Annotated in this window: 16 protein-coding genes; 7 read left to right on the forward strand and 9 right to left on the reverse strand. The window is 43.1% G+C overall.

Translation table 11 applies throughout. The features are described from left to right. Positions 1-138: 138 nt before the first annotated feature. The gene (locus WAA86_RS00175) at positions 139-1,149 is read left to right on the forward strand and encodes an NAD-dependent epimerase/dehydratase family protein (RefSeq protein ID WP_337298944.1); all 1,011 of its coding nucleotides are present in this window, start codon (positions 139-141) and stop codon (positions 1,147-1,149) included. Here the strand turns inward: WAA86_RS00175 and WAA86_RS00180 are convergent. Genes WAA86_RS00180 through WAA86_RS00190 form a run of 3 tightly spaced genes read right to left on the reverse strand, consistent with a single transcriptional unit; the run spans position 1,127 to position 3,634 of the window. Further along, complete coding sequence (locus tag WAA86_RS00180) at positions 1,127-1,570, reverse strand: DUF4296 domain-containing protein (RefSeq protein ID WP_337298945.1); 444 nt, start codon at positions 1,568-1,570, stop codon at positions 1,127-1,129. The two genes, WAA86_RS00175 and WAA86_RS00180, sit on opposite strands and share 23 nt — an antisense overlap. After that, positions 1,570-2,904, reverse strand: a complete 1,335-nt coding sequence (locus WAA86_RS00185; RefSeq protein ID WP_337298946.1) for a dihydroorotase — start codon at positions 2,902-2,904, stop codon at positions 1,570-1,572. The genes WAA86_RS00180 and WAA86_RS00185 overlap by 1 nt, the downstream gene beginning before the upstream one ends. A 1-nt stretch (position 2,905) precedes the next feature. Then, positions 2,906-3,634: a polyprenol monophosphomannose synthase gene (locus tag WAA86_RS00190; protein ID WP_337298947.1), complete on the reverse strand. Its 729-nt coding sequence runs from the start codon at positions 3,632-3,634 to the stop codon at positions 2,906-2,908. A gap of 128 nt (positions 3,635-3,762) precedes the next feature. Between WAA86_RS00190 and WAA86_RS00195 the strand changes: the two genes are divergently transcribed. The 3 genes from WAA86_RS00195 to WAA86_RS00205 are packed head-to-tail and all read left to right on the forward strand — an operon-like array spanning position 3,763 to position 6,838. Further along, on the forward strand, positions 3,763-5,430 hold the full coding sequence (locus WAA86_RS00195) for an ArnT family glycosyltransferase (RefSeq protein ID WP_337298948.1): 1,668 nt from the start codon (positions 3,763-3,765) through the stop codon (positions 5,428-5,430). Further along, positions 5,430-6,086 (forward strand): DUF4271 domain-containing protein, encoded by a 657-nt coding sequence (locus tag WAA86_RS00200; RefSeq protein WP_337298949.1) that lies wholly within the window; start codon positions 5,430-5,432, stop codon positions 6,084-6,086. The genes WAA86_RS00195 and WAA86_RS00200 overlap by 1 nt, the downstream gene beginning before the upstream one ends. A gap of 5 nt (positions 6,087-6,091) precedes the next feature. Next, on the forward strand, positions 6,092-6,838 hold the full coding sequence (locus tag WAA86_RS00205) for a uroporphyrinogen-III synthase (protein ID WP_337298950.1): 747 nt from the start codon (positions 6,092-6,094) through the stop codon (positions 6,836-6,838). Positions 6,839-6,869: 31 nt separating this feature from the next. Here the strand turns inward: WAA86_RS00205 and pckA are convergent, their stop codons facing one another. Both pckA and WAA86_RS00215 read right to left on the reverse strand, forming a co-directional pair. After that, the gene (pckA, locus tag WAA86_RS00210) at positions 6,870-8,486 is read right to left on the reverse strand and encodes a phosphoenolpyruvate carboxykinase (ATP) (RefSeq protein WP_337298951.1); all 1,617 of its coding nucleotides are present in this window, start codon (positions 8,484-8,486) and stop codon (positions 6,870-6,872) included. 72 nt (positions 8,487-8,558) lie between these two features. Then, complete coding sequence (locus WAA86_RS00215) at positions 8,559-8,945, reverse strand: DUF423 domain-containing protein (RefSeq protein ID WP_337298952.1); 387 nt, start codon at positions 8,943-8,945, stop codon at positions 8,559-8,561. A gap of 80 nt (positions 8,946-9,025) precedes the next feature. On the opposite strand from WAA86_RS00215, the gene WAA86_RS00220 reads away from it, so the two are divergent. Together WAA86_RS00220 and WAA86_RS00225 are read left to right on the forward strand one after the other, a co-directional pair. After that, positions 9,026-10,399 (forward strand): saccharopine dehydrogenase family protein, encoded by a 1,374-nt coding sequence (locus WAA86_RS00220; RefSeq protein WP_337298953.1) that lies wholly within the window; start codon positions 9,026-9,028, stop codon positions 10,397-10,399. A 47-nt stretch (positions 10,400-10,446) separates the two neighbouring features. After that, positions 10,447-10,917, forward strand: coding sequence for an Lrp/AsnC ligand binding domain-containing protein (locus WAA86_RS00225; protein ID WP_337298954.1), 471 nt, complete (start codon positions 10,447-10,449; stop codon positions 10,915-10,917). A 48-nt stretch (positions 10,918-10,965) separates the two neighbouring features. Here WAA86_RS00225 and WAA86_RS00230 read toward each other — a convergent pair whose 3' ends face one another. The 4 genes from WAA86_RS00230 to leuS all read right to left on the reverse strand — a co-directional run bounded on the left by WAA86_RS00230 (position 10,966) and on the right by leuS (position 16,349). Then, positions 10,966-11,661, reverse strand: coding sequence for a zinc metallopeptidase (locus tag WAA86_RS00230; RefSeq protein WP_337298955.1), 696 nt, complete (start codon positions 11,659-11,661; stop codon positions 10,966-10,968). A gap of 127 nt (positions 11,662-11,788) precedes the next feature. After that, a complete protein-coding gene (gene ald, locus WAA86_RS00235) occupies positions 11,789-12,889 on the reverse strand; it encodes an alanine dehydrogenase (RefSeq protein ID WP_337298956.1) in 1,101 nt (366 codons plus the stop codon). A 255-nt stretch (positions 12,890-13,144) separates the two neighbouring features. Continuing rightward, on the reverse strand, positions 13,145-13,402 hold the full coding sequence (locus WAA86_RS00240) for a SemiSWEET family sugar transporter (RefSeq protein ID WP_337298957.1): 258 nt from the start codon (positions 13,400-13,402) through the stop codon (positions 13,145-13,147). A 106-nt stretch (positions 13,403-13,508) separates the two neighbouring features. After that, positions 13,509-16,349 carry a leucine--tRNA ligase gene (leuS, locus tag WAA86_RS00245; protein ID WP_337298958.1) on the reverse strand — a complete coding sequence of 947 codons (2,841 nt, stop codon included), beginning with the start codon at positions 16,347-16,349 and terminating at the stop codon, positions 13,509-13,511. 215 nt (positions 16,350-16,564) lie between these two features. Here leuS and WAA86_RS00250 point away from each other — a divergent pair, with 215 nt between their 5' ends. Beyond that, positions 16,565-18,454 (forward strand): T9SS type B sorting domain-containing protein, encoded by a 1,890-nt coding sequence (locus tag WAA86_RS00250; protein WP_337298959.1) that lies wholly within the window; start codon positions 16,565-16,567, stop codon positions 18,452-18,454. Positions 18,455-18,504: the final 50 nt, after the last annotated feature.

Here is an 18,504-nt window from a genome sequence, read left to right on the forward strand (position 1 = left end):
ACTGTCTTTTAGTACTTATTATCTCCAAAAATTAGGCTTCTGTGCAAAATGTCGTTCCCCGATCTTATCGAATCCCACCACATTTATTATCGCTGCAAGAAATCCAACGCTTTATGGAATATTGCCTAAATTTGGAACATGATTTTAGTAACAGGAGGAACGGGCTTGGTGGGATCCCATCTACTGCTCAAATTAATGGAACAGGGCTTACAGGTACGGGCGATCCATCGGGCGGAAAGCGATCTTTTTAAGGTGGAAAGAATCTTCTCATACTACTCGGACCAAGCCTCCACATTGTTCAAAAAAATTGAGTGGATGGTGGCCGACATCAACAATATCCCTCAATTGGAAAAAGCTTTTGAAGGCGTGCGACAAGTCTACCATTGCGCAGCCCTGATTTCTTTCGACCCCAATGATTATGAGCAATTGCACAAAGTCAACGTGGAGGGGACGGCCAATATTGTCAACCTATGCACCGCCAACCCGATTGTAAAATTGTGCTATGTCAGCTCTATTGCTGCCATAGGAAAAAGCAATGGCGAACAAAAAGCTACGGAAGAAAACGAATGGTCTCATCCCCATGCGAGTGTCTATGCCATTTCCAAGACCGCTGCCGAACTGGAGGTCTGGAGAGGGTCACAGGAAAATGTTCCCGTGGTAGTGATCAATCCCGGGATCATACTGGGTCCAGGCTTTTGGGATTCGGGAAGTGGTCAATTGTTCCACAGGGCCCATAGGTCACCTAGTTATTTTCCGCCGGGAGGAACCGGTTTTGTAGCTATTGCCGATGTGGTGGATATCATGACTACCCTGATGGAATCGGATATAAAAAATGAACGCTTTATAGTTATCTCGGAAAATTTGACCTATCGGGAAATCCTACAAAAACTGACCTTAGCGATGGAAAAAGATCCCCCTAAAAAACAGATTCCTTATTGGGCCTTGGACATACTAATGCCTCTGGATTGGTTTTGGTGCCTGGTCACCGGAAATAAAAGACAGTTGACAAGTGCTACCGTCTTTTCATTAAAGAACAGGGAGATTTATTCCAATGATAAATTGATCGACCGTTTGGACTATAACTTTGAACCCTTGGACAGGACCATTGCATTCTCCACAAAAAAGTTTATGGAAGAGAATCCGCTTTGATCACCTTTAAATCTTTCTTGGTCTTGGCCGGTCCTTTTTGCGCCTTTTCGCGGGCCTCTTTAATACTGTCGGCCTTTATTTTTCGAGCCTCCTCCATTTTTTTCTGTACCGATTCCAGTCTTTTATCTACTGCGGTATGAATAGCTGCATAATCTGCCGGGATGGAAGCATAGTAAAGGTTGGATTCCACAAACTGGGTACTATCTATACTGTATTTGGCATAGATATAGTCCATGGTTTCTATCTTGTTCTTGACCAATATTTCCGAACTCGTATTCTTCGCTGCGGTAAGTATGGCAAGATCATAAAGGATGTCGGCCATTTTTTCCTTGGAGATCAATTGCTCCGGTTCTTGCACAAGCTTTTCCCCACAGGAGATCAAGACTATACAACAAATAAACAATAACGCTTTTTTCATCATTACCTATCAAAGGTTAATCGCTGTGCATTTTTTATCTCTGAAAAATTCCCTTGGTCATACGCCAGATGACCATTTACAAAGGTATGGGTTATTTGGGATCTAAAAGTTTCCCCTTCAAATGGAGACCACCCACATTTATAGGCGATATTCTCTTTGTTCACTTGCCAAGGGTTGTTTGTGTCCACGGCAACAAGATCGGCAAAATAGCCTTCCCTTAGGAAGCCCCTTTTTTTCAATTGGAACAATTTTGCGGGGTTATGGCACATCTTTTCCACCATTTTTTCCAAGGAAATCCTTCCATTGTGGTAATTTTCCAACATGGCCGGAAGGGCATGCTGTACTAGGGGTCCTCCGGAGGGCGCATTGGTATACACATTATCCTTTTCCTCCATGGTATGTGGCGCATGATCTGTGGCAACCACATCTATCCTATCGTCCAAAAGTGCTTTCCATAATTGGTCCCTATCCTGTGCTGTTTTAACTGCCGGATTCCATTTGATCAAGGATCCTTTTGTATCGTAATCACTGTCCGAGAACCAAAGGTGGTGAATGCAGACCTCTGCCGTAATTTTCTTTTGTTCCAGTGGAATATCATTGCGGAAAAGCGCGGTTTCTATGCCTGTTGACAAATGAAAAACATGCAATCTTGCACCGGTTTCCTTCGCCAAATTAATGGCTTTTGATGAGGATAGGTAACAGGCCTCAGCACTTCGTATGATAGGATGGTACTTCATGGGAATATTATCCCCGTATTCCTCCTTGAAGCGGGCCATGTTTGCCCTAATGGTACCCTCGTCCTCACAATGGGCCGAGATGACCATCTCTGTATTTTTAAATATTTTCTCCAACACCAGCTCATTGTCCACCAGCATATTCCCTGTGGACGAGCCCAAGAACAATTTTACGCCCGAACAGGCATTTCTGTCGAGCCTTTTTAGTTCCTCCAGATTATCATTGGTTCCCCCGAACAAAAAGGAATAGTTGGCATAGGCCGAGTTGGCCGCGGTGGCAAATTTCTTTTCCAGTTCCGCTATGGTCGTTGTCTGCGGATTTGTATTGGGCTGTTCCATAAAGGAGGTTATCCCCCCTGCTACGGCAGCCCTACTCTCCGTTGCTATATTCCCTTTATGGGTCAGCCCGGGCTCCCTGAAATGCACTTGGTCATCAATAACACCCGGCAAGAGGTATTTCCCCTGTAAATCGATTACGCGGGCGTTGGCGTCGCTAATGTTTTTATCAATTCTTGAGATGATCTGGTCTTCCAATAACATATCACCCTCCATGATGGTATTTTCGTTCACCATCCTTGCATTCTTTAATAATGTCTTTCCCATACTAAAACTTATGTCGTTGAAATATACTGCTCAGCTTCATCTTTAGAACCCCAAAAATGGCCTCCCCTACTATAGACGAACTCATTTTTGATTTTCCCTTGATCCTGTCCGTAAAAATAATGGATATCTCCTCTATTTTGAACTTTTTGAGGTACGCCCTAAATTTCATTTCGATCTGAAAGGCATAACCCACAAACTTTACCGCATCCAAATCAATGGTTTCCAAAACCTTTCGCCTATAGCAGACAAACCCGGCGGTTGGATCGTGCACTTTCATCCCCGTGATCAGTTTCACATAGAATGATGCCCCGTAGGACAACAGCATCCTGTACAAAGGCCAGTTCACCACGTTTACCCCTTTTTTATAGCGGGATCCCACAACCACATCGGCCCCATTGACACATGCCCTGTATAGCCTAGGCAGGTCATCTGGACGGTGTGAAAAATCGGCGTCCATCTCAAAAATAAAATCGTATTTATGGGCTATTGCCCACTTAAAACCATGGATATATGCCGTTCCCAAGCCTGATTTCTCTTTGCGAACCTCCAAAAAAAGTCGGTCTGGAAACTGCTGTTGCAGCTCCCTTACCTTGTCAGCCGTGCCATCGGGAGAACTATCATCCACAATTAATACGTGAAATTTCTTTTCGAGCGCAAAAACTGCTTTTATAATCGCCTCAATGTTCTCTATTTCATTGAAGGTAGGAATGATAACTAAACTGTCTTCCATTAATTACGGTGATTTGGACAAAAATAGTATTTTAAACCCTCTAAAGAAATCCCTGATGTGATTTATGATATTTTTAAATCAAGCGGACACAGTAATAATTCGTAATTTTGGACCGTTTAAAAATTGGAATGATACCGAAACTACCTAAAATCCTTCTCTATTTATTGATTGCTCTTTTTGCCCTGAACATGGTGCAGAGCTACTTTACGGAACTCATTTTTGATGAGGCCTATTACTGGTACTATGCCCAGAATATGGCTTGGGGCTATTTTGACCACCCCCCCATGGTAGCCCTGATGATTTCATTGAGCAGTATCTTTTTTGATGGCGAACTTGGCGTGCGCTTTGTAAGCTGTATCCTGTCCGTGACTACATTTTTGGTTTTATGGCAATTGATAGACCATCCGAAAAAAGAACGGTACGGGCTTCATTTTTTTGTGCTGGTATTTTCCATGACGCTGATCAATGCCTATGGATTTTTCACCTTGCCGGATACGCCCTTTCTTTTCTTTACTGCCCTGTTCCTACTGCTGTACAAAAAATTTATTGCCAGGCCATCGGCGATACTTGCCCTGGGGCTTGGGGTGGTCATGGCGGCCCTGATGTACAGTAAATACCATGCCGTACTGGTGATTTTGTTTACATTGCTCTCCAATATAAAGCTGGTGCTGAATAAATACGCATGGCTTTCTGTTGCCACAGCCCTTCTATGCTATACCCCGCATTTTATATGGTTGTTCGAAAACGACTTTGTATCCATAAAGTACCACCTTTACGAACGACCGAATAGGGCTTATGAGTTCAGTGATTTTACACTGGGCTATTTTATCAATCTGGTGGCCTTATTTGGTTTTACCTTCCCTTGGATCTATAAGTCCCTTTTTAAAACAGGGGCAAAGGACCAATTTACCAAGGCGCTTTTGTATTTGACCTATGGGGTCTTGATATTCTTTTTTGTTTCAAGTTTTAACAGAAGGATACAGACCCAATGGATCATCGTCATATCTATCCCTATGGCCATTATGGCCTTCCATTATCTTTTGGAAAACGAGAATGCCAAAAAGTGGATCTACAGAATGGGCTTGGCCAATATTGCAATTCTCCTTTTTTTAAGGGTAGGGTTGATCTATGAGCCCCTATTTCCTGTGGTTTACGAAACCCATGGCAATACCCGTTGGGTGGGGGATATTAAATCGCGAATTGGGGATATGCCGGTAGTTTTTGAAAACTCTTACCGGACCGCCCCCATGTATGCCTTTTATTCAGGTAGCCCCACTTACTCCCTCAATAATATCATGTACCGCCAGAACCAATATACCATAGACGACTCTGAATCCAAGGTGCAGCACCAAAAAATACTTTATGTGTCCAACTACGCCAACAGTGGCGATATCACTTTGGCATGGCCCGATGGCACGGAGTTTCACGGAAGCTATATCGACAATTTTGAATCATTCCGCAAATTGAGGTGTTATGTAGCCGAAGAAAACATTAACCTAAAGAAAGGGAAGAAGCTTACCTTACAGGTTTACAATCCGTATGAGACCAACATTGCATTGGAAAAAATAAAGTTTGGGGTTGCCTACCTCAACGATTACAAACAAGTCAAGGAAATTATACCTTTGCAAGCAATACCACAACGTGAGGAAACGACTTATTTAAAGGCACGGGATACCACAAAATTCTCCTTTACGTTGCCCATGCCCAAGATGGAGGACCCAGGTTTTTTCAAAATAAGCATCTCTGAAAACGGACTTTATATGGGAATTAATGGGGATAATATTAAATTAGATTAATGGAACCTACACTTCGACTCATAGACACGGCAGATTGGATCACCATGGTCCTTTTGACCAGTTTGTTTTTTGTGGTGATCGGCAAGAGTTTTTTTTACAATCGGTTCATGAATTTTATCATTCTCCCCTTCAACAACAAGTACATTATCATGTTCAACAAGAAGGATAGACTGATCAATTGGTTCCATATCTTTCTGACCATATTCCAACTCTTTAATTTTGCACTTTTTATTTATCTGGCCAGAAGAATTGTCTTTCAGTTAGACAACAGCGCCTATCCCTTTATCTATGTTCTGATCTTAGGGCTTTTGGGACTATTCTTACTGATCAAGGTGATCCTGCAGCTCCTCAATGCCTTTATTTTCAATATTACATCGACTATTAGCGAATTGATCTTCAAAAAATTGACCTATCTCAATTACAGTGGAATTGTCATGTTTCTTGCCAATGTTATTTTGACATATGCCTTAAAAGATTCTAAAACTGTTGTTTATGTAAGTTTTGGCCTCATATTGCTTATAAATTTGATAGGATGGGTCAACGTAATAAGAAATCATCAATTTTACATTACCAGTAACATTTTCTATTTTATTTTGTACCTTTGCGCTCTCGAAATTGCACCTTTTGTGATAATTGGAAGCTACCTTAAAGACTGACGCTTATGAAAGTAAAGACGATTTTGGTTTCGCAGCCAGAACCGAAAATGGAGAACTCCCCATATTCACGACTCATTGAAAAAGAGAAGGTAAAGGTCGATTTTAGACCATTTATCCACGTGGAAGGAGTTGACGCTAAGAATGTTAGGCAGCAGAAAATTGATTTGAACAATTTTACTGCCATCATCCTTACCAGTAGAAATTCCGTAGATCACTTTTTCAGGATAGCCGATGAAATGCGTTTCAAGGTTCCTGACACTATGAAGTATTTTTGCCAATCCGAAGCCGTAGCTTATTATCTACAAAAATATGTGGTTTACAGGAAACGTAAGATTTATGTTGGCAAAATGAATTTTGTTGACCTTACCCCATTGTTGAAAAAATACAAAAACGAAAAATTCTTGCTTCCATCCTCTGATGTTTTGAAACCTATTGTTCCAGAACTGATGAACAATATGGAACTGAATTGGACCAGGGGTATATTCTACAAAACTGTGATCAGCGATCTTTCCGATCTTAGAGACGTTTATTATGACATTTTGGTTTTCTTTAGCCCTTCCGGGATTGAGTCGCTCTTAAAGAATTTTCCAGATTTCAAACAAAACGAGACTAGAATTGCGGTTTTTGGAAACTCAACCATAAACGCAGCTACCCTAGCAGGTCTTCGCATAGACATCAAGGCACCAACGCCAGAGACACCCTCTATGACCATGGCCTTGCAGAAGTACATTACTACCATGAACAAAAAATAAAAAAAAAGCCTCTTTTCAGAGGCTTTTTTTATTAGAATGCATATCGTTGTGGACCACCCCGCCTGATCTCCTCATTGGCGTAGGCCTCAAATTTTTTGAAGTTTTCCCTAAAGGCATTGGACAATTTGAAAGCTGTTTTATAATAGGCCTCATCATTGTTCCAAGTAGCCCTAGGACTCAATACCGATGTTGGTACTCCTGGACATTCCCTAGGTTGCGCTACACCGAAAACGGAATGAATGTGGTATTTATCATAACTGTACATACCCAGATCCCCATTAAGGGCGGCTTGTATCATTGCGCGGGTATATTTCAATTTCATACGGGTTCCAACACCGTAGGGACCTCCGGTCCATCCTGTATTTACCAACCAAACGTTTACTCCGGACTCCTGCATTTTTTTGCTCAGCATCTCGGCATATTTAGCCGGGTGCAATGGCATAAAGGGCGCTCCGAAACAAGCGGAAAAAGAAGGGATCGGCTCTACAACGCCAGCCTCGGTACCGGCCACTTTAGCAGTGTAGCCAGACATAAAGTGATAAGCAGCCTGACTTGGTGTTAATTTTGAAATTGGAGGCAGCACCCCAAAGGCATCCGCAGTTAAAAAGAATATATTTTTAGGATTCTGACCAATAGATGGCTCCTGAATATTGTCAATATGGTAAATAGGGTAGCTTACGCGGGTATTTTGGGTAATGGAAATATCGGCAAAATCGACTTCCCCCTTACTGTCCATCACCACATTCTCCAATAAGGCTCCTTTTTTAATAGCCCTAAAGATATCCGGTTCATTTTCTTCCGAAAGGTTGATGACCTTGGCATAGCACCCACCCTCAAAGTTGAAGACCGTGTTTTCCGCAGTCCAACCGTGCTCGTCATCCCCAATAAGTTTTCTGTTGGGGTCTGCGGACAAGGTGGTCTTACCGGTTCCGGACAATCCAAAGAATATAGCGGTATCCCCATCCTTACCCACATTGGCAGAACAATGCATCGGCATGGTGTTCTTCTGTACGGGCAGAATAAAGTTCAACGCAGAGAATATTCCTTTTTTTATCTCTCCGGTATATCCAGTGCCACCGATCAACGCAATTTTTCTGGTAAAGTTCAAAATGGCAAAATTATGTTGCCGCGTTCCATCCACCTCAGCATCTGCCATAAAACCTGGCGCATTGATCACCGTCCACTCCGGAGTAAAACCTTTGAGATCCTTATCATCCGGCCTAAGAAACATATTATAGGCAAACAGACTGGACCAAGGATATTCTGCAATGACCCTGATATTGGTTCTGTAATCCGTATCTGCACAGGCATAGCAGTCCCGAACGTAAAGTTCTTTATGGTTCAAATAGGATATGACCTTGTCATAAAGGGCATCGAACTTGGAAGATTCGAAAGGGATATTAATATTCCCCCACCATATCTTGTCCTCGGTGATAGCATCTTTTACAATAAACCGGTCCATGGGGGACCTTCCGGTAAATTCTCCGGTATGTATTGCCAGGGCCCCTGAGGAAGCCTCTTTTCCCATACCTCTTTCCAAGGTAATGGCATGAAGTTTTGAAGGGGATAATTGATAGTAAATGTGATCACTCTCAATCCCATAATCTTTTAACGAAATCGATTTCGTCAATTGGTCAGAACTATTCATAATTTTGTTAGTTTATAAACTTGTACAAAGCTATAAAAAATAAAAACGAAAGTCCCGCAAATCAACTTTTATTCAACCCCTTTGTCGAAAAATACGAATCCCCAACAAAATCCATCCAAATATTATCAAACTACCCCCTATAGGTGTTAAAAACGCAATTTTTCTGAAGTCAAACGCCGTTAGTTCATTGGTGGCCAGGGTATAGATGGAACCGGAAAATAACAGGACACCAATCAAAACAAGATAGAATATAATTCTTTTGGATCTTTCCGGAAGAAAATTCGTGCTCCCCAAAAACAACATAAACAGGGCGTGGTACATTTGATAGGTTACCCCTGTTGAAAATGTTTCCACACGCTCGGCCGAAACCAACTTTTCCAGTCCATGTGCACCAAATGCCCCCAGTCCCACAGCCGTCATTCCCAAGAGCACCCCGACCCCTAAAATTGTTTTGTTCATAACTTATTTTGGTATTTTTATTATTTTTATAACAATTTGATACTTTAGTATCCATTGAATTTACAAAAGTAAGAAAACAGATGCTGAGAAATATACTTGTGGTCGGAGCTGGAAAATCTACCTCTTATTTATTGGATTATTTATTGGAAAAGGCCGAAGGTGAAAATCTCCATATTACCATTGGGGACCTACATCCAGAACACATAAGCGACGCTGTAAAAAGCCATACACATTGTACTGTGGTGACCTTGGATATCTTCAAGGATGAACAACGCAAAAATGCCATTGAAAAGGCCGATATCGTAATTTCCATGTTACCGGCACGTTTTCATATCAAGGTGGCCGAAGACTGTCTGAAATATGCGAAACATCTTGTGACAGCTTCCTACGTGAGTGATGAGCTTATGAAACTGAACCCGCAGGTAAAGGAAAAGGGCCTGGTTTTTATGAACGAAATTGGCCTAGATCCGGGAATAGACCATATGAGTGCCATGCAGATTATAGACCGCATCAGGGAACAAGGCGGCAAATTGTTATTGTTCGAGTCTTTTTGTGGCGGTCTGGTAGCCCCGGAAAGCGATACCAACCTATGGAACTACAAGTTTACCTGGAATCCTAGAAACGTTGTAGTGGCCGGACAGGGCGGGACGGCCAAATTTATTCAGGAAGGCACCTATAAATATATTCCCTACCACAAATTGTTCAGAAGAACCGAGTTTATGAATATTGAAGGGTACGGGAAGTTTGAGGCTTATGCCAATAGAGATTCCCTTAAATACCGGGAAGTGTATGGCCTAAATGATATTCTTACCCTGTATAGGGGAACCATGAGAAGGGTTGGTTTTTCGAAAGCATGGAATATGTTCGTACAGTTGGGCATGACCGATGACAGCTACACCATTGAGGATTCCGAAGGAATGTCATACCGCGAATTTGTGAATCTATTTTTGCCCTACTCTCCCACCGATACGGTAGAACTAAAACTTAGGCTCTATTTAAAAATAGACCAGGACGATATTATGTGGGACAAGCTATTGGAGTTGAACCTTTTTGATAGCTCCAAAACCATTCCCTTAAAAAATGGCACTCCGGCCGAAATTCTCCAGCATATCCTAGAGGATAGCTGGACCCTTGGCAATGAGGACAAGGATATGATAGTGATGTACCACAAGTTTGGGTATGAAATTGGAGGCGCCAAAAAACAGATAGATAGTAATATGGTAGCACTCGGTGAAAACAGAGTTCACACTGCCATGGCCAAAACAGTTGGACTACCGGTAGCCATGGCCACCTTATTGATCTTGAACAAAAAAATCACTACTCCGGGAGTTCAGATTCCAATAAACAAGGAGGTCTACGAGCCTATTTTGGAGGAATTGAAAAAATACGGCATCCATTTTAAAGAACACGATGTGACCTATTTAGGCTACAATCCGGATTCCATAGCAGGTTAGACTTTTATACTAAATAGTTATATTTACCTATAAATTGAAACCAAAAAATGAAATCTACCGAGGATAATTTAAAAATAGATGGGATCGACAAAAAGATACTACGGTTCTTGATGGCAGATGCCCGTAAACCCATCTTGGAGATCGCAAGACATATCGGCATTTCTGGCGCGGCTATCCACCAACGCCTTCGAAAACTGGAGGCTTCAGGACTTATCGCGGGATCAAAGTTTATTGTAAACCCCAAAGTATTGGGCTATACCACCATGGCGTACATCGGTATTTATTTGGACAAGGCCATGAGCAATCCCTTGGCGGTCAAGGAACTGGAAAAAATTCCAGAAGTATTGGAGTGCCACTATACCACGGGCAATTGGTCCATTCTGATCAAGGTGCTCTGTCGGGACAACGAACATTTAATGCATGTGCTCAATAGGGATATCCAACAAATTGAAGGCGTTTCCAGAACGGAAACCTTCATTTCCTTAAACCAGCAGATCGATAGACAGATAACCATATAAAAAAGGACGCCTTGAAAGCGTCCTTTTTAATTGCGTTTTATTTTATTGCTAATCCCTTCCACCAAGCACTTGAAGCGCCCAATATACCAAGGTAGCCAAAGATCCGATCGCAGCAACCAAATACGTACGAGCAGCCCATTTCAGAGCATCCTCAGAGCCCTTGTATTCATCCTGGCTCAACATATTCTTGTTTTTCAACCATGCCAGGGCCCTATTACTGGCATCGTACTCCACAGGCAAAGTGATAAAACTGAACAAAGTAGCAAAACCCATCATGATCAATCCGGCAACGGCCACCCAATAACCGAAACCTACCCCTGCAGCAGCACCCAACATAATACCTCCGAATACTACCCATGTGGACATCCCGGAAGTAACGCTTACCACTGGCACCAATTTGGAACGCATGGTCAACCATTCATAGGCAGTGGCATGTTGAACCGCGTGCCCAACTTCGTGTGCCGCAACGGCAGCAGCCGATGCATTTCTCTGATTGTATACCCCCTCACTTAGGTTCACGGTTTTATTGGCAGGGTTATAATGGTCTGTCAGCATTCCAGGGGTAGAGATGACCTTTACATCCCTGATCCCATGATCGGCCAACATTTTTTCTGCGATCTCGGCACCGCTCATCCCATTGCGCAGGTGCACTTTGGAATAATGCTTGAATTTATTTTTTAGTTTGCTGCTGACTAACCAGCTCACCAAGGCAATAGCACCCAAAATAATATAGTACATCATCATAATTCTGACTTTTTAGGAGTTAAATATAATAAAGATTCCCTTTCCTCATATCAGGCAAATCCAAATTCATATAATCAAAAACCCCGCCAAATTATGACGGGGTTCCTGGTATGACAAAATGTACTTTCTACACCGTTAAAGCTTGCCAGTTAAAAGCTTCTATAATCTCTCTATAAATCACTTTCCCCTCCACTATATTCAGTCCCTTTTGCAGGGAAAAATCTTGCCTACATGCCTCTTCCCATCCCAAGTTGGCCAATTTTAGGACGTAGGGCAATGTAACATTGGTCAATGCCACTGTAGAAGTGTAGGGAACGGCCCCTGGCATATTGGCAACACAATAATGAACTACATCATCTATGATGAATATAGGATTTTCATGAGTTGTTGGCCTTGTTGTTTCCACACAACCTCCCTGGTCTACCGCCACATCAACAATTACCGTACCTGGGCGCATATCTTTGAGCATGTCCTTGGTAATAAGGTTAGGAGCCTTAGCACCCCTTAACAGCACCCCTCCAATAATAAGGTCATGGTCCTTGATATGTTTTCTGATATTGAATTCATTGGAGAATTCCGTGACCACATGGCTTGGCATTACATCGTTGACATAACGGAGTCTTTTCATGTTGACATCCAAAATGGTAACATGGGCCCCAAGTCCGGCTGCCATTTTAGCAGCTTGTATCCCTACTACCCCGGCTCCAAGTACCAGCACCCTTCCAGGTGCCACTCCGGGAACACCCCCCAAAAGCACACCACGACCTTTTTCTGGTTTCTCCAAGTATTTAGCACCTTGTTGGATAGCCATTCTCCCTGCAACTTCGGACATGGGTGTCAGTAAAGGCAAGGTTCCATCTTCATCCTCTACCGTTTCATAGGCGATGCAAACCCCCTTGCGGTCTATCATGGCCTCAGTAAGCATCTCACTGGATGCAAAATGAAAATAGGTAAAGACAACCTGCCCCTTTTGGATCAGATTATATTCTTCCTTGATAGGCTCCTTTACCTTTACGATCATATCACTCATGGCATACACCTGACCAATGGTATCCAACACAATAGCACCCGCCTGTTGATAATCCGCATTTAAAAATCCACTGCCGTCCCCAGCACCCGATTGCACATAAACAGTATGATTGTTCTTTACCAATTCGAAGACTCCGGCCGGCGTCATGCCCACCCTACTTTCGTTATTCTTAATCTCTTTTGGTACTCCTACTCTCATTTTCTTTGATTTTTAAATCACTAATAGGGAAAAAACAAAGTCTGAAGGCGCAGAACTTTATTTCTCCCCATCAATTATGATTATTAGTATTTCAAAAATGGAATAAAAAATTAGAATAAAAAAAGAAAATCGTCGAAATAAGGGGATGTGTAGCTAAAAATTACAAATTAATTTAATTTGACCCTTAAAATTTAGGGGGTCTTGTGATTAATTAATTGTTTTTTTGAGATTTTAGATAAATTTTATAGGGGTCTACTACTTGTATTTTAATTTCAAAGCAATTACGATCAACACCAATAATCCAGTAATACTATTGGCCAATATAATAGAAAGGCTTTCTATAAAAATCCCATAAACCAACCATAGGGCGACGCCTACAAAAAAACTAAGGTACATGGTCAACGAAATATCCTTGGTAGCTTTTTGGGTCCACGCCTTATATACTTGTGGCACAAAAGAGGCCGTGGTCAAAAAAGCCGCGGCCAATCCTATTATTTCAATTTTATCCACCATAATCTATACTTCAATTGGATCAGTTAAAATGAGCAACCCATTGGAACATAAAACCAATGGGTTGCATTAAATATCTTAAGCAGAATAGTTGGCCCTACAATCCAAACTACCCGACTACGTTAACAATCTTCCCGGGCACCACAATCACCTTCTTGGGCGTGCGACCTTGAAGTTGCTCTTGTGTTTTTTCATGGGCCATGACGGCCGACTCAATATCCGCTGCGGACATATCCGCAGGGAGCTCCATCTTAAATCGCATTTTTCCGTTGAAGGATATTGGATATTCCTTACTGCTTTCCACCAAGTATTTCTCTTCATATGTCGGAAAAGCAACTGTGGCAATAGAGGCTGTATGACCTAATTTACTCCATAGCTCCTCCGCAATGTGGGGCGCATAGGGAGAAACCAAAATAGCCAAGGGCTCCAATATGGATCTACTGCTACATTTTTGGGAAGACAACTCATTCACACAGATCATAAAACTGGAAACAGAAGTATTGAATGAGAAATTCTCAATATCCTCTTCCACCTTTTTAATGGTCTTGTGCAGCGTCTTCAGGTTTTCGGCAGTGGCATCATCATCGGTAACGTGAAACACCCCTTCCTCTCCTGTATGGTACAATCGCCACATTTTTTTCAAAAAGCTGTGAACCCCTGTAATACCTGCCGTATTCCATGGCTTGGATTGCTCCAAGGGCCCTAGGAACATTTCATACAAACGAAGGGAGTCTGCCCCATAGTCCTCACAGATACTATCTGGACTCACCACATTGTACTTGGATTTGGACATTTTTTCAACTTCACGCCCCACCACATAAGCACCGTCTTCCAAAAGGAATTTGGCATCCTTGAATTCGGCATATAGCGGGTGCTCCCTGAACCTTTCCAAATCCAGTTCATCGGAAGGGTTCACCAAGGACACATCTACATGTAATGGTTGCACTGATGTATTTCCTATTAGATTTTTTGACACCAAGGTATTCTCGCCCTCAACCCTATAGATGAACGCACTGGTACCTGTAATCATTCCTTGGTTGATAAGCTTCTTGGCAAATTCGTCTTTGGGGACAATACCCTTATCAAAAAGGAATTTTTGCCAGAAACGAGCGTATAACAAGTGCCCTGTGGCGTGTTCACTGCCTCCTATATAAAGATCCACATCTTGCCAATAATTTATGGCATCCTGTGAAAATATCTCCTGTTCATTGGTGGAATCCATATACCTGTTGAAATAGAAGGAACTTCCCGCCCAACCGGGCATGGTGTTCAATTCCAATGGAAACACGGTTCTGTCGTCAATCATCTTGTTACTGACCACGGTATGCTCTACTGTGTTCCATGCCCAAGTGGTTGCATTGCCCAAGGGCGGCTCCCCAGTTTCCGTTGGCAGGTACTTTTCAACCTCTGGCAGTTGTAGGGGCAGGTATTTGGAGTCTATCATTTGCGGCATACCCTCCACATAGTACACAGGGAAAGGCTCTCCCCAATATCTTTGGCGGCTAAAAACAGCATCGCGCAACCTGTAATTGATCTTGCCCTTACCCTGTTTTAATTTTTCCAATTCGTATATGGCCAGTTTGACCGCCTTTTTATAAGGCAATCCGTTCAGAAAATCGGAGTTGGCAATTACGGTCTTTTCTTTATCGGCGAATGCCTCTTCTGAGATATCGACACCTTCAAAGATATTTGGGATTGGTATCTTAAAATGTTTGGCAAAATCATAATCGCGCTGATCACCACAAGGAACAGACATTACAGCCCCTGTACCATAGCCAGCCAACACATAATCGCCAATCCATACCGGAATGGGTTCTTTGGTGAAAGGATGGGCCGCATAGGCCCCGGTGAATGCCCCGGAAATGGTCTTCACATCGGCCATACGATCCCGTTCCGAACGTTTTGCGGTAGCTTCCACGTAGGCCGCTACTTCTTCTTCCTGTTCCGGAGTCGTTATTTGGGACACCAGTTCGTGTTCTGGAGCCAAAGTCATAAAACTGGCACCGAAAATCGTATCGGGCCTCGTGGTAAAGACCTCTATGGGAAATGACTCCTTCACATCCCCGGAAGGAATGGTATGGAAGGTTACGGAAGCACCTTCCGAACGGCCAATCCAGTTGGTCTGCGAATCTTTTAAAGGCTGGGGCCAGTCTATTTTTTGTAGGTCATCCAACAATCGCTGGGCATATGCGGATATCCTCATACTCCATTGGGTCATCTTTTTTCGGATCACCGTATGTCCCCCCCGTTCCGAAACACCGTTGACAATCTCGTCATTGGCCAGTACAGTTCCCAGTGCAGGGCACCAGTTCACCTCAGTTTCCGCCAAATAGGTCATCCTATATTGTAGGAGTATCTCTTGCTTTTTCTTATTCGGAAAATCCTCCCACTGCTCGGCGGTAAAAGGAATTACGTCCTCATCACATACTGCCTTCACCTGGCTGTTGCCATCTTTTTCAAAAATGGCAACCAACGTATCTATATGCTCCGCTTTATTGGATTCCTGATTGTACCAAGAATTAAAAAGTTGAATAAATATCCATTGGGTCCATTTGTAATAATCCGGATTGGATGTACGCACCTCCCGGCTCCAATCAAAAGAGAAGCCTATCTTGTCCAATTGCTCCCTATACCTTTCAATGTTGGCCGCGGTGGTAATGGCCGGGTGCTGTCCGGTCTGAATAGCATATTGTTCGGCCGGCAAACCAAAAGAATCATACCCCATAGGGTGAAGCACGTTAAATCCTTTATGCCTTTTGTAACGGGCGTAGATATCACTGGCTATATATCCCAAGGGATGCCCCACGTGCAACCCTGCGCCAGATGGATAGGGAAACATGTCCAATACGTAATATTTTGGTTTATCGGAATTGTTTTTAGCTTCAAAGGTGCCCTTTTGGGCCCATTCCCTCTGCCATTTATCCTCTATCTTCCTGAAATCGTAGCTCATATCAAAATATTTCTATAGTCCTGTCGTTTTAAAGTAGCAACAGTATGGTATCTCGGGCAAAAATAAGTTTATTCATTGAAAGGGGAAAAGATATTATCAACTTACAGATTTGAGCGGAAAACAAGTCATGATTTTTCTCTGTAAACTTAACTGACCTAGGCACAATGCGCCCTAGGCCGACTGATAGCATACCACGCTAGTAAATATTAAAAAAGGTGGAAAAAAGAAACTTCCAACGACATATAATACTCTTCCTTTTGGCACTCTTTTGGAGCTCCCTTTTACAGGCCCAATTAGGGTTTTGCCCTGGCAGTAAAGGTGATCCCATTTTTGAGGAAGACTTTGGAACAGGGACCACCAATGGGCCAGCACTACCGGCGGGCACCACCACTTATACCTATACCTCAGGTGCTCCCGATGACGGTTTTTACACCCTTTCCAGCACCACAAATTACTTTAGTTGGCACGACACCCAAGACCATACCCCCAATGACACCGATGGAAAGGCACTTATCATCAATGCCGATATCAATGCCGGGGAATTTTTCCGCTATAGGGTAGATGCCCTTTGTGAGAACACCACGTATGCATTTTCTTCCTGGCTGCTAAACCTCTTGCCGCTTTCCGGATGTTTGAACAATGGGATTCCAGTGAATGTAGATTTTGAAATTTGGGATGACACGGACACCCAGCTCCTGGCGTCAGGAAACACAGGCGATATCATTGGAACCACATCGCCCCGATGGCAACAGTACGGTTTGGTTTTCCAAACCCTAGGTGGACAGACTTCCGTAATTCTCAAAATGATCAACAATGCCCCAGGAGGGTGCGGGAATGATCTCGCCATAGACGATATTGTATTTAGAACCTGTGGAGATCTGGTTGAAATAACAGATCTGCAGAATGAAACCGAGGTTTCTGTATGCGAAGCAGATGCACCTGTAACCATAGATGAATTGAACGCGACACCAGATTTTTCGGTATATAGCACCCATGCTTTTCAATGGCAATCCTCTACTTCCAGTAGCACCTGGGCCGATATTCCGGGCGAAACGAATCCAACCTATTCCCCTGGACCTATTTCGGAATCCACATTTTTTAGGGTTAAAGTAGCCGAAGACCCCATAAATTTGGCCAGTCCCCTATGTAGCTCTGTCTCTGAGGTATTTAAAGTGTTGATAGTCAACACCCCATCTGCACCGACCAGTACAGGGGATGTTATGGCCTGCTCCAACGAACCCAAGCCGCTGGAAGTGACAACACTCTTTGGCATCAAGGTGAATTGGTATGATGCACCAACGGGAGGCAACCTCCTTCTTGCAGATAGCCACACCTATCAACCCACTGAAAACGGCACGTTTTATGCAGAGGCGGAGACTACCGTGGCGGGCTGTATTTCCGACACCAGGACACCGGTTTCCATTTTCTTTTACCAACTGCCGGAAGTAGAGGATGAAACTGTAGCTTTCTGTGAAAACTCCCAGACCACCCTATACGCCAATTATATAGGCACCGATATGGTTACCTACGAATGGAACACCGGGGAAACCACCTCCCAGATCACGGTGGACGCACCGGGCACCTATACCGTAGGAGTGACCAATTCCGATGGATGTACCAAGGTGAAGACCATCACTTTGGAACAAGTGGACGCCCCGGTCATCTCCAATATTGGTTCCGACGAGTTCTCTATCATCGTATCCACATCTGCTCCAGGGGATTTTGAATACTCCCTTGATGGAACTTTTTTTCAGGACAGCCCCGAACTGGAAAATGTACCAGGCGGGAGGTATACCGTTTATGTACGTGAAAAAAATGGCTGCGGAGAAGATTCCAGGCAATATACCCATTTTGTGATCCCTAAATTCTTTACCCCAAATGGCGACTTCGTCAACGACACATTTGATCTAACGGGCATAGAAAATTATGATTCCTCCCAGGTCAATATTTTTGACCGTTATGGGAAACTATTGAAAAACTCCAGAAATACCCAATTCTCTTGGGATGGCACCTTTAACAGTAGGGACTTGCCCTCGGGAGACTATTGGTATGTGATTCAAATTGAGGACACCGTCTTCAAAGGGCATTTTTCCTTGAAAAGATAGCACCCTGATTTGCTTCTATTGCCCACCCTATTAAAATATCCCGGAAAACA

Origin of the sequence: Sediminicola sp. 1XM1-17 (genome assembly GCF_037203765.1) — a bacterium.
In the GTDB taxonomy this organism is placed as follows: domain Bacteria; phylum Bacteroidota; class Bacteroidia; order Flavobacteriales; family Flavobacteriaceae; genus Sediminicola.

Coding starts and splice junctions, on each gene's coding strand:
- WAA86_RS00205 (WP_337298950.1), top strand. CDS start 6,092: ATGAAAGTAAAGACGATTTTGGTTTCGCAGCCAGAACCGAAAATGGAG.
- WAA86_RS00195 (WP_337298948.1), top strand. CDS start 3,763: ATGATACCGAAACTACCTAAAATCCTTCTCTATTTATTGATTGCTCTT.
- WAA86_RS00190 (WP_337298947.1), bottom strand. CDS start 3,634: ATGGAAGACAGTTTAGTTATCATTCCTACCTTCAATGAAATAGAGAAC.
- WAA86_RS00185 (WP_337298946.1), bottom strand. CDS start 2,904: ATGGGAAAGACATTATTAAAGAATGCAAGGATGGTGAACGAAAATACC.
- WAA86_RS00230 (WP_337298955.1), bottom strand. CDS start 11,661: ATGATGATGTACTATATTATTTTGGGTGCTATTGCCTTGGTGAGCTGG.
- WAA86_RS00240 (WP_337298957.1), bottom strand. CDS start 13,402: ATGGTGGATAAAATTGAAATAATAGGATTGGCCGCGGCTTTTTTGACC.
- WAA86_RS00215 (WP_337298952.1), bottom strand. CDS start 8,945: ATGAACAAAACAATTTTAGGGGTCGGGGTGCTCTTGGGAATGACGGCT.
- leuS (WP_337298958.1), bottom strand. CDS start 16,349: ATGAGCTACGATTTCAGGAAGATAGAGGATAAATGGCAGAGGGAATGG.
- WAA86_RS00200 (WP_337298949.1), top strand. CDS start 5,430: ATGGAACCTACACTTCGACTCATAGACACGGCAGATTGGATCACCATG.
- WAA86_RS00180 (WP_337298945.1), bottom strand. CDS start 1,570: ATGATGAAAAAAGCGTTATTGTTTATTTGTTGTATAGTCTTGATCTCC.
- WAA86_RS00175 (WP_337298944.1), top strand. CDS start 139: ATGATTTTAGTAACAGGAGGAACGGGCTTGGTGGGATCCCATCTACTG.
- ald (WP_337298956.1), bottom strand. CDS start 12,889: ATGAGAGTAGGAGTACCAAAAGAGATTAAGAATAACGAAAGTAGGGTG.
- WAA86_RS00220 (WP_337298953.1), top strand. CDS start 9,026: ATGCTGAGAAATATACTTGTGGTCGGAGCTGGAAAATCTACCTCTTAT.
- pckA (WP_337298951.1), bottom strand. CDS start 8,486: ATGAATAGTTCTGACCAATTGACGAAATCGATTTCGTTAAAAGATTAT.
- WAA86_RS00225 (WP_337298954.1), top strand. CDS start 10,447: ATGAAATCTACCGAGGATAATTTAAAAATAGATGGGATCGACAAAAAG.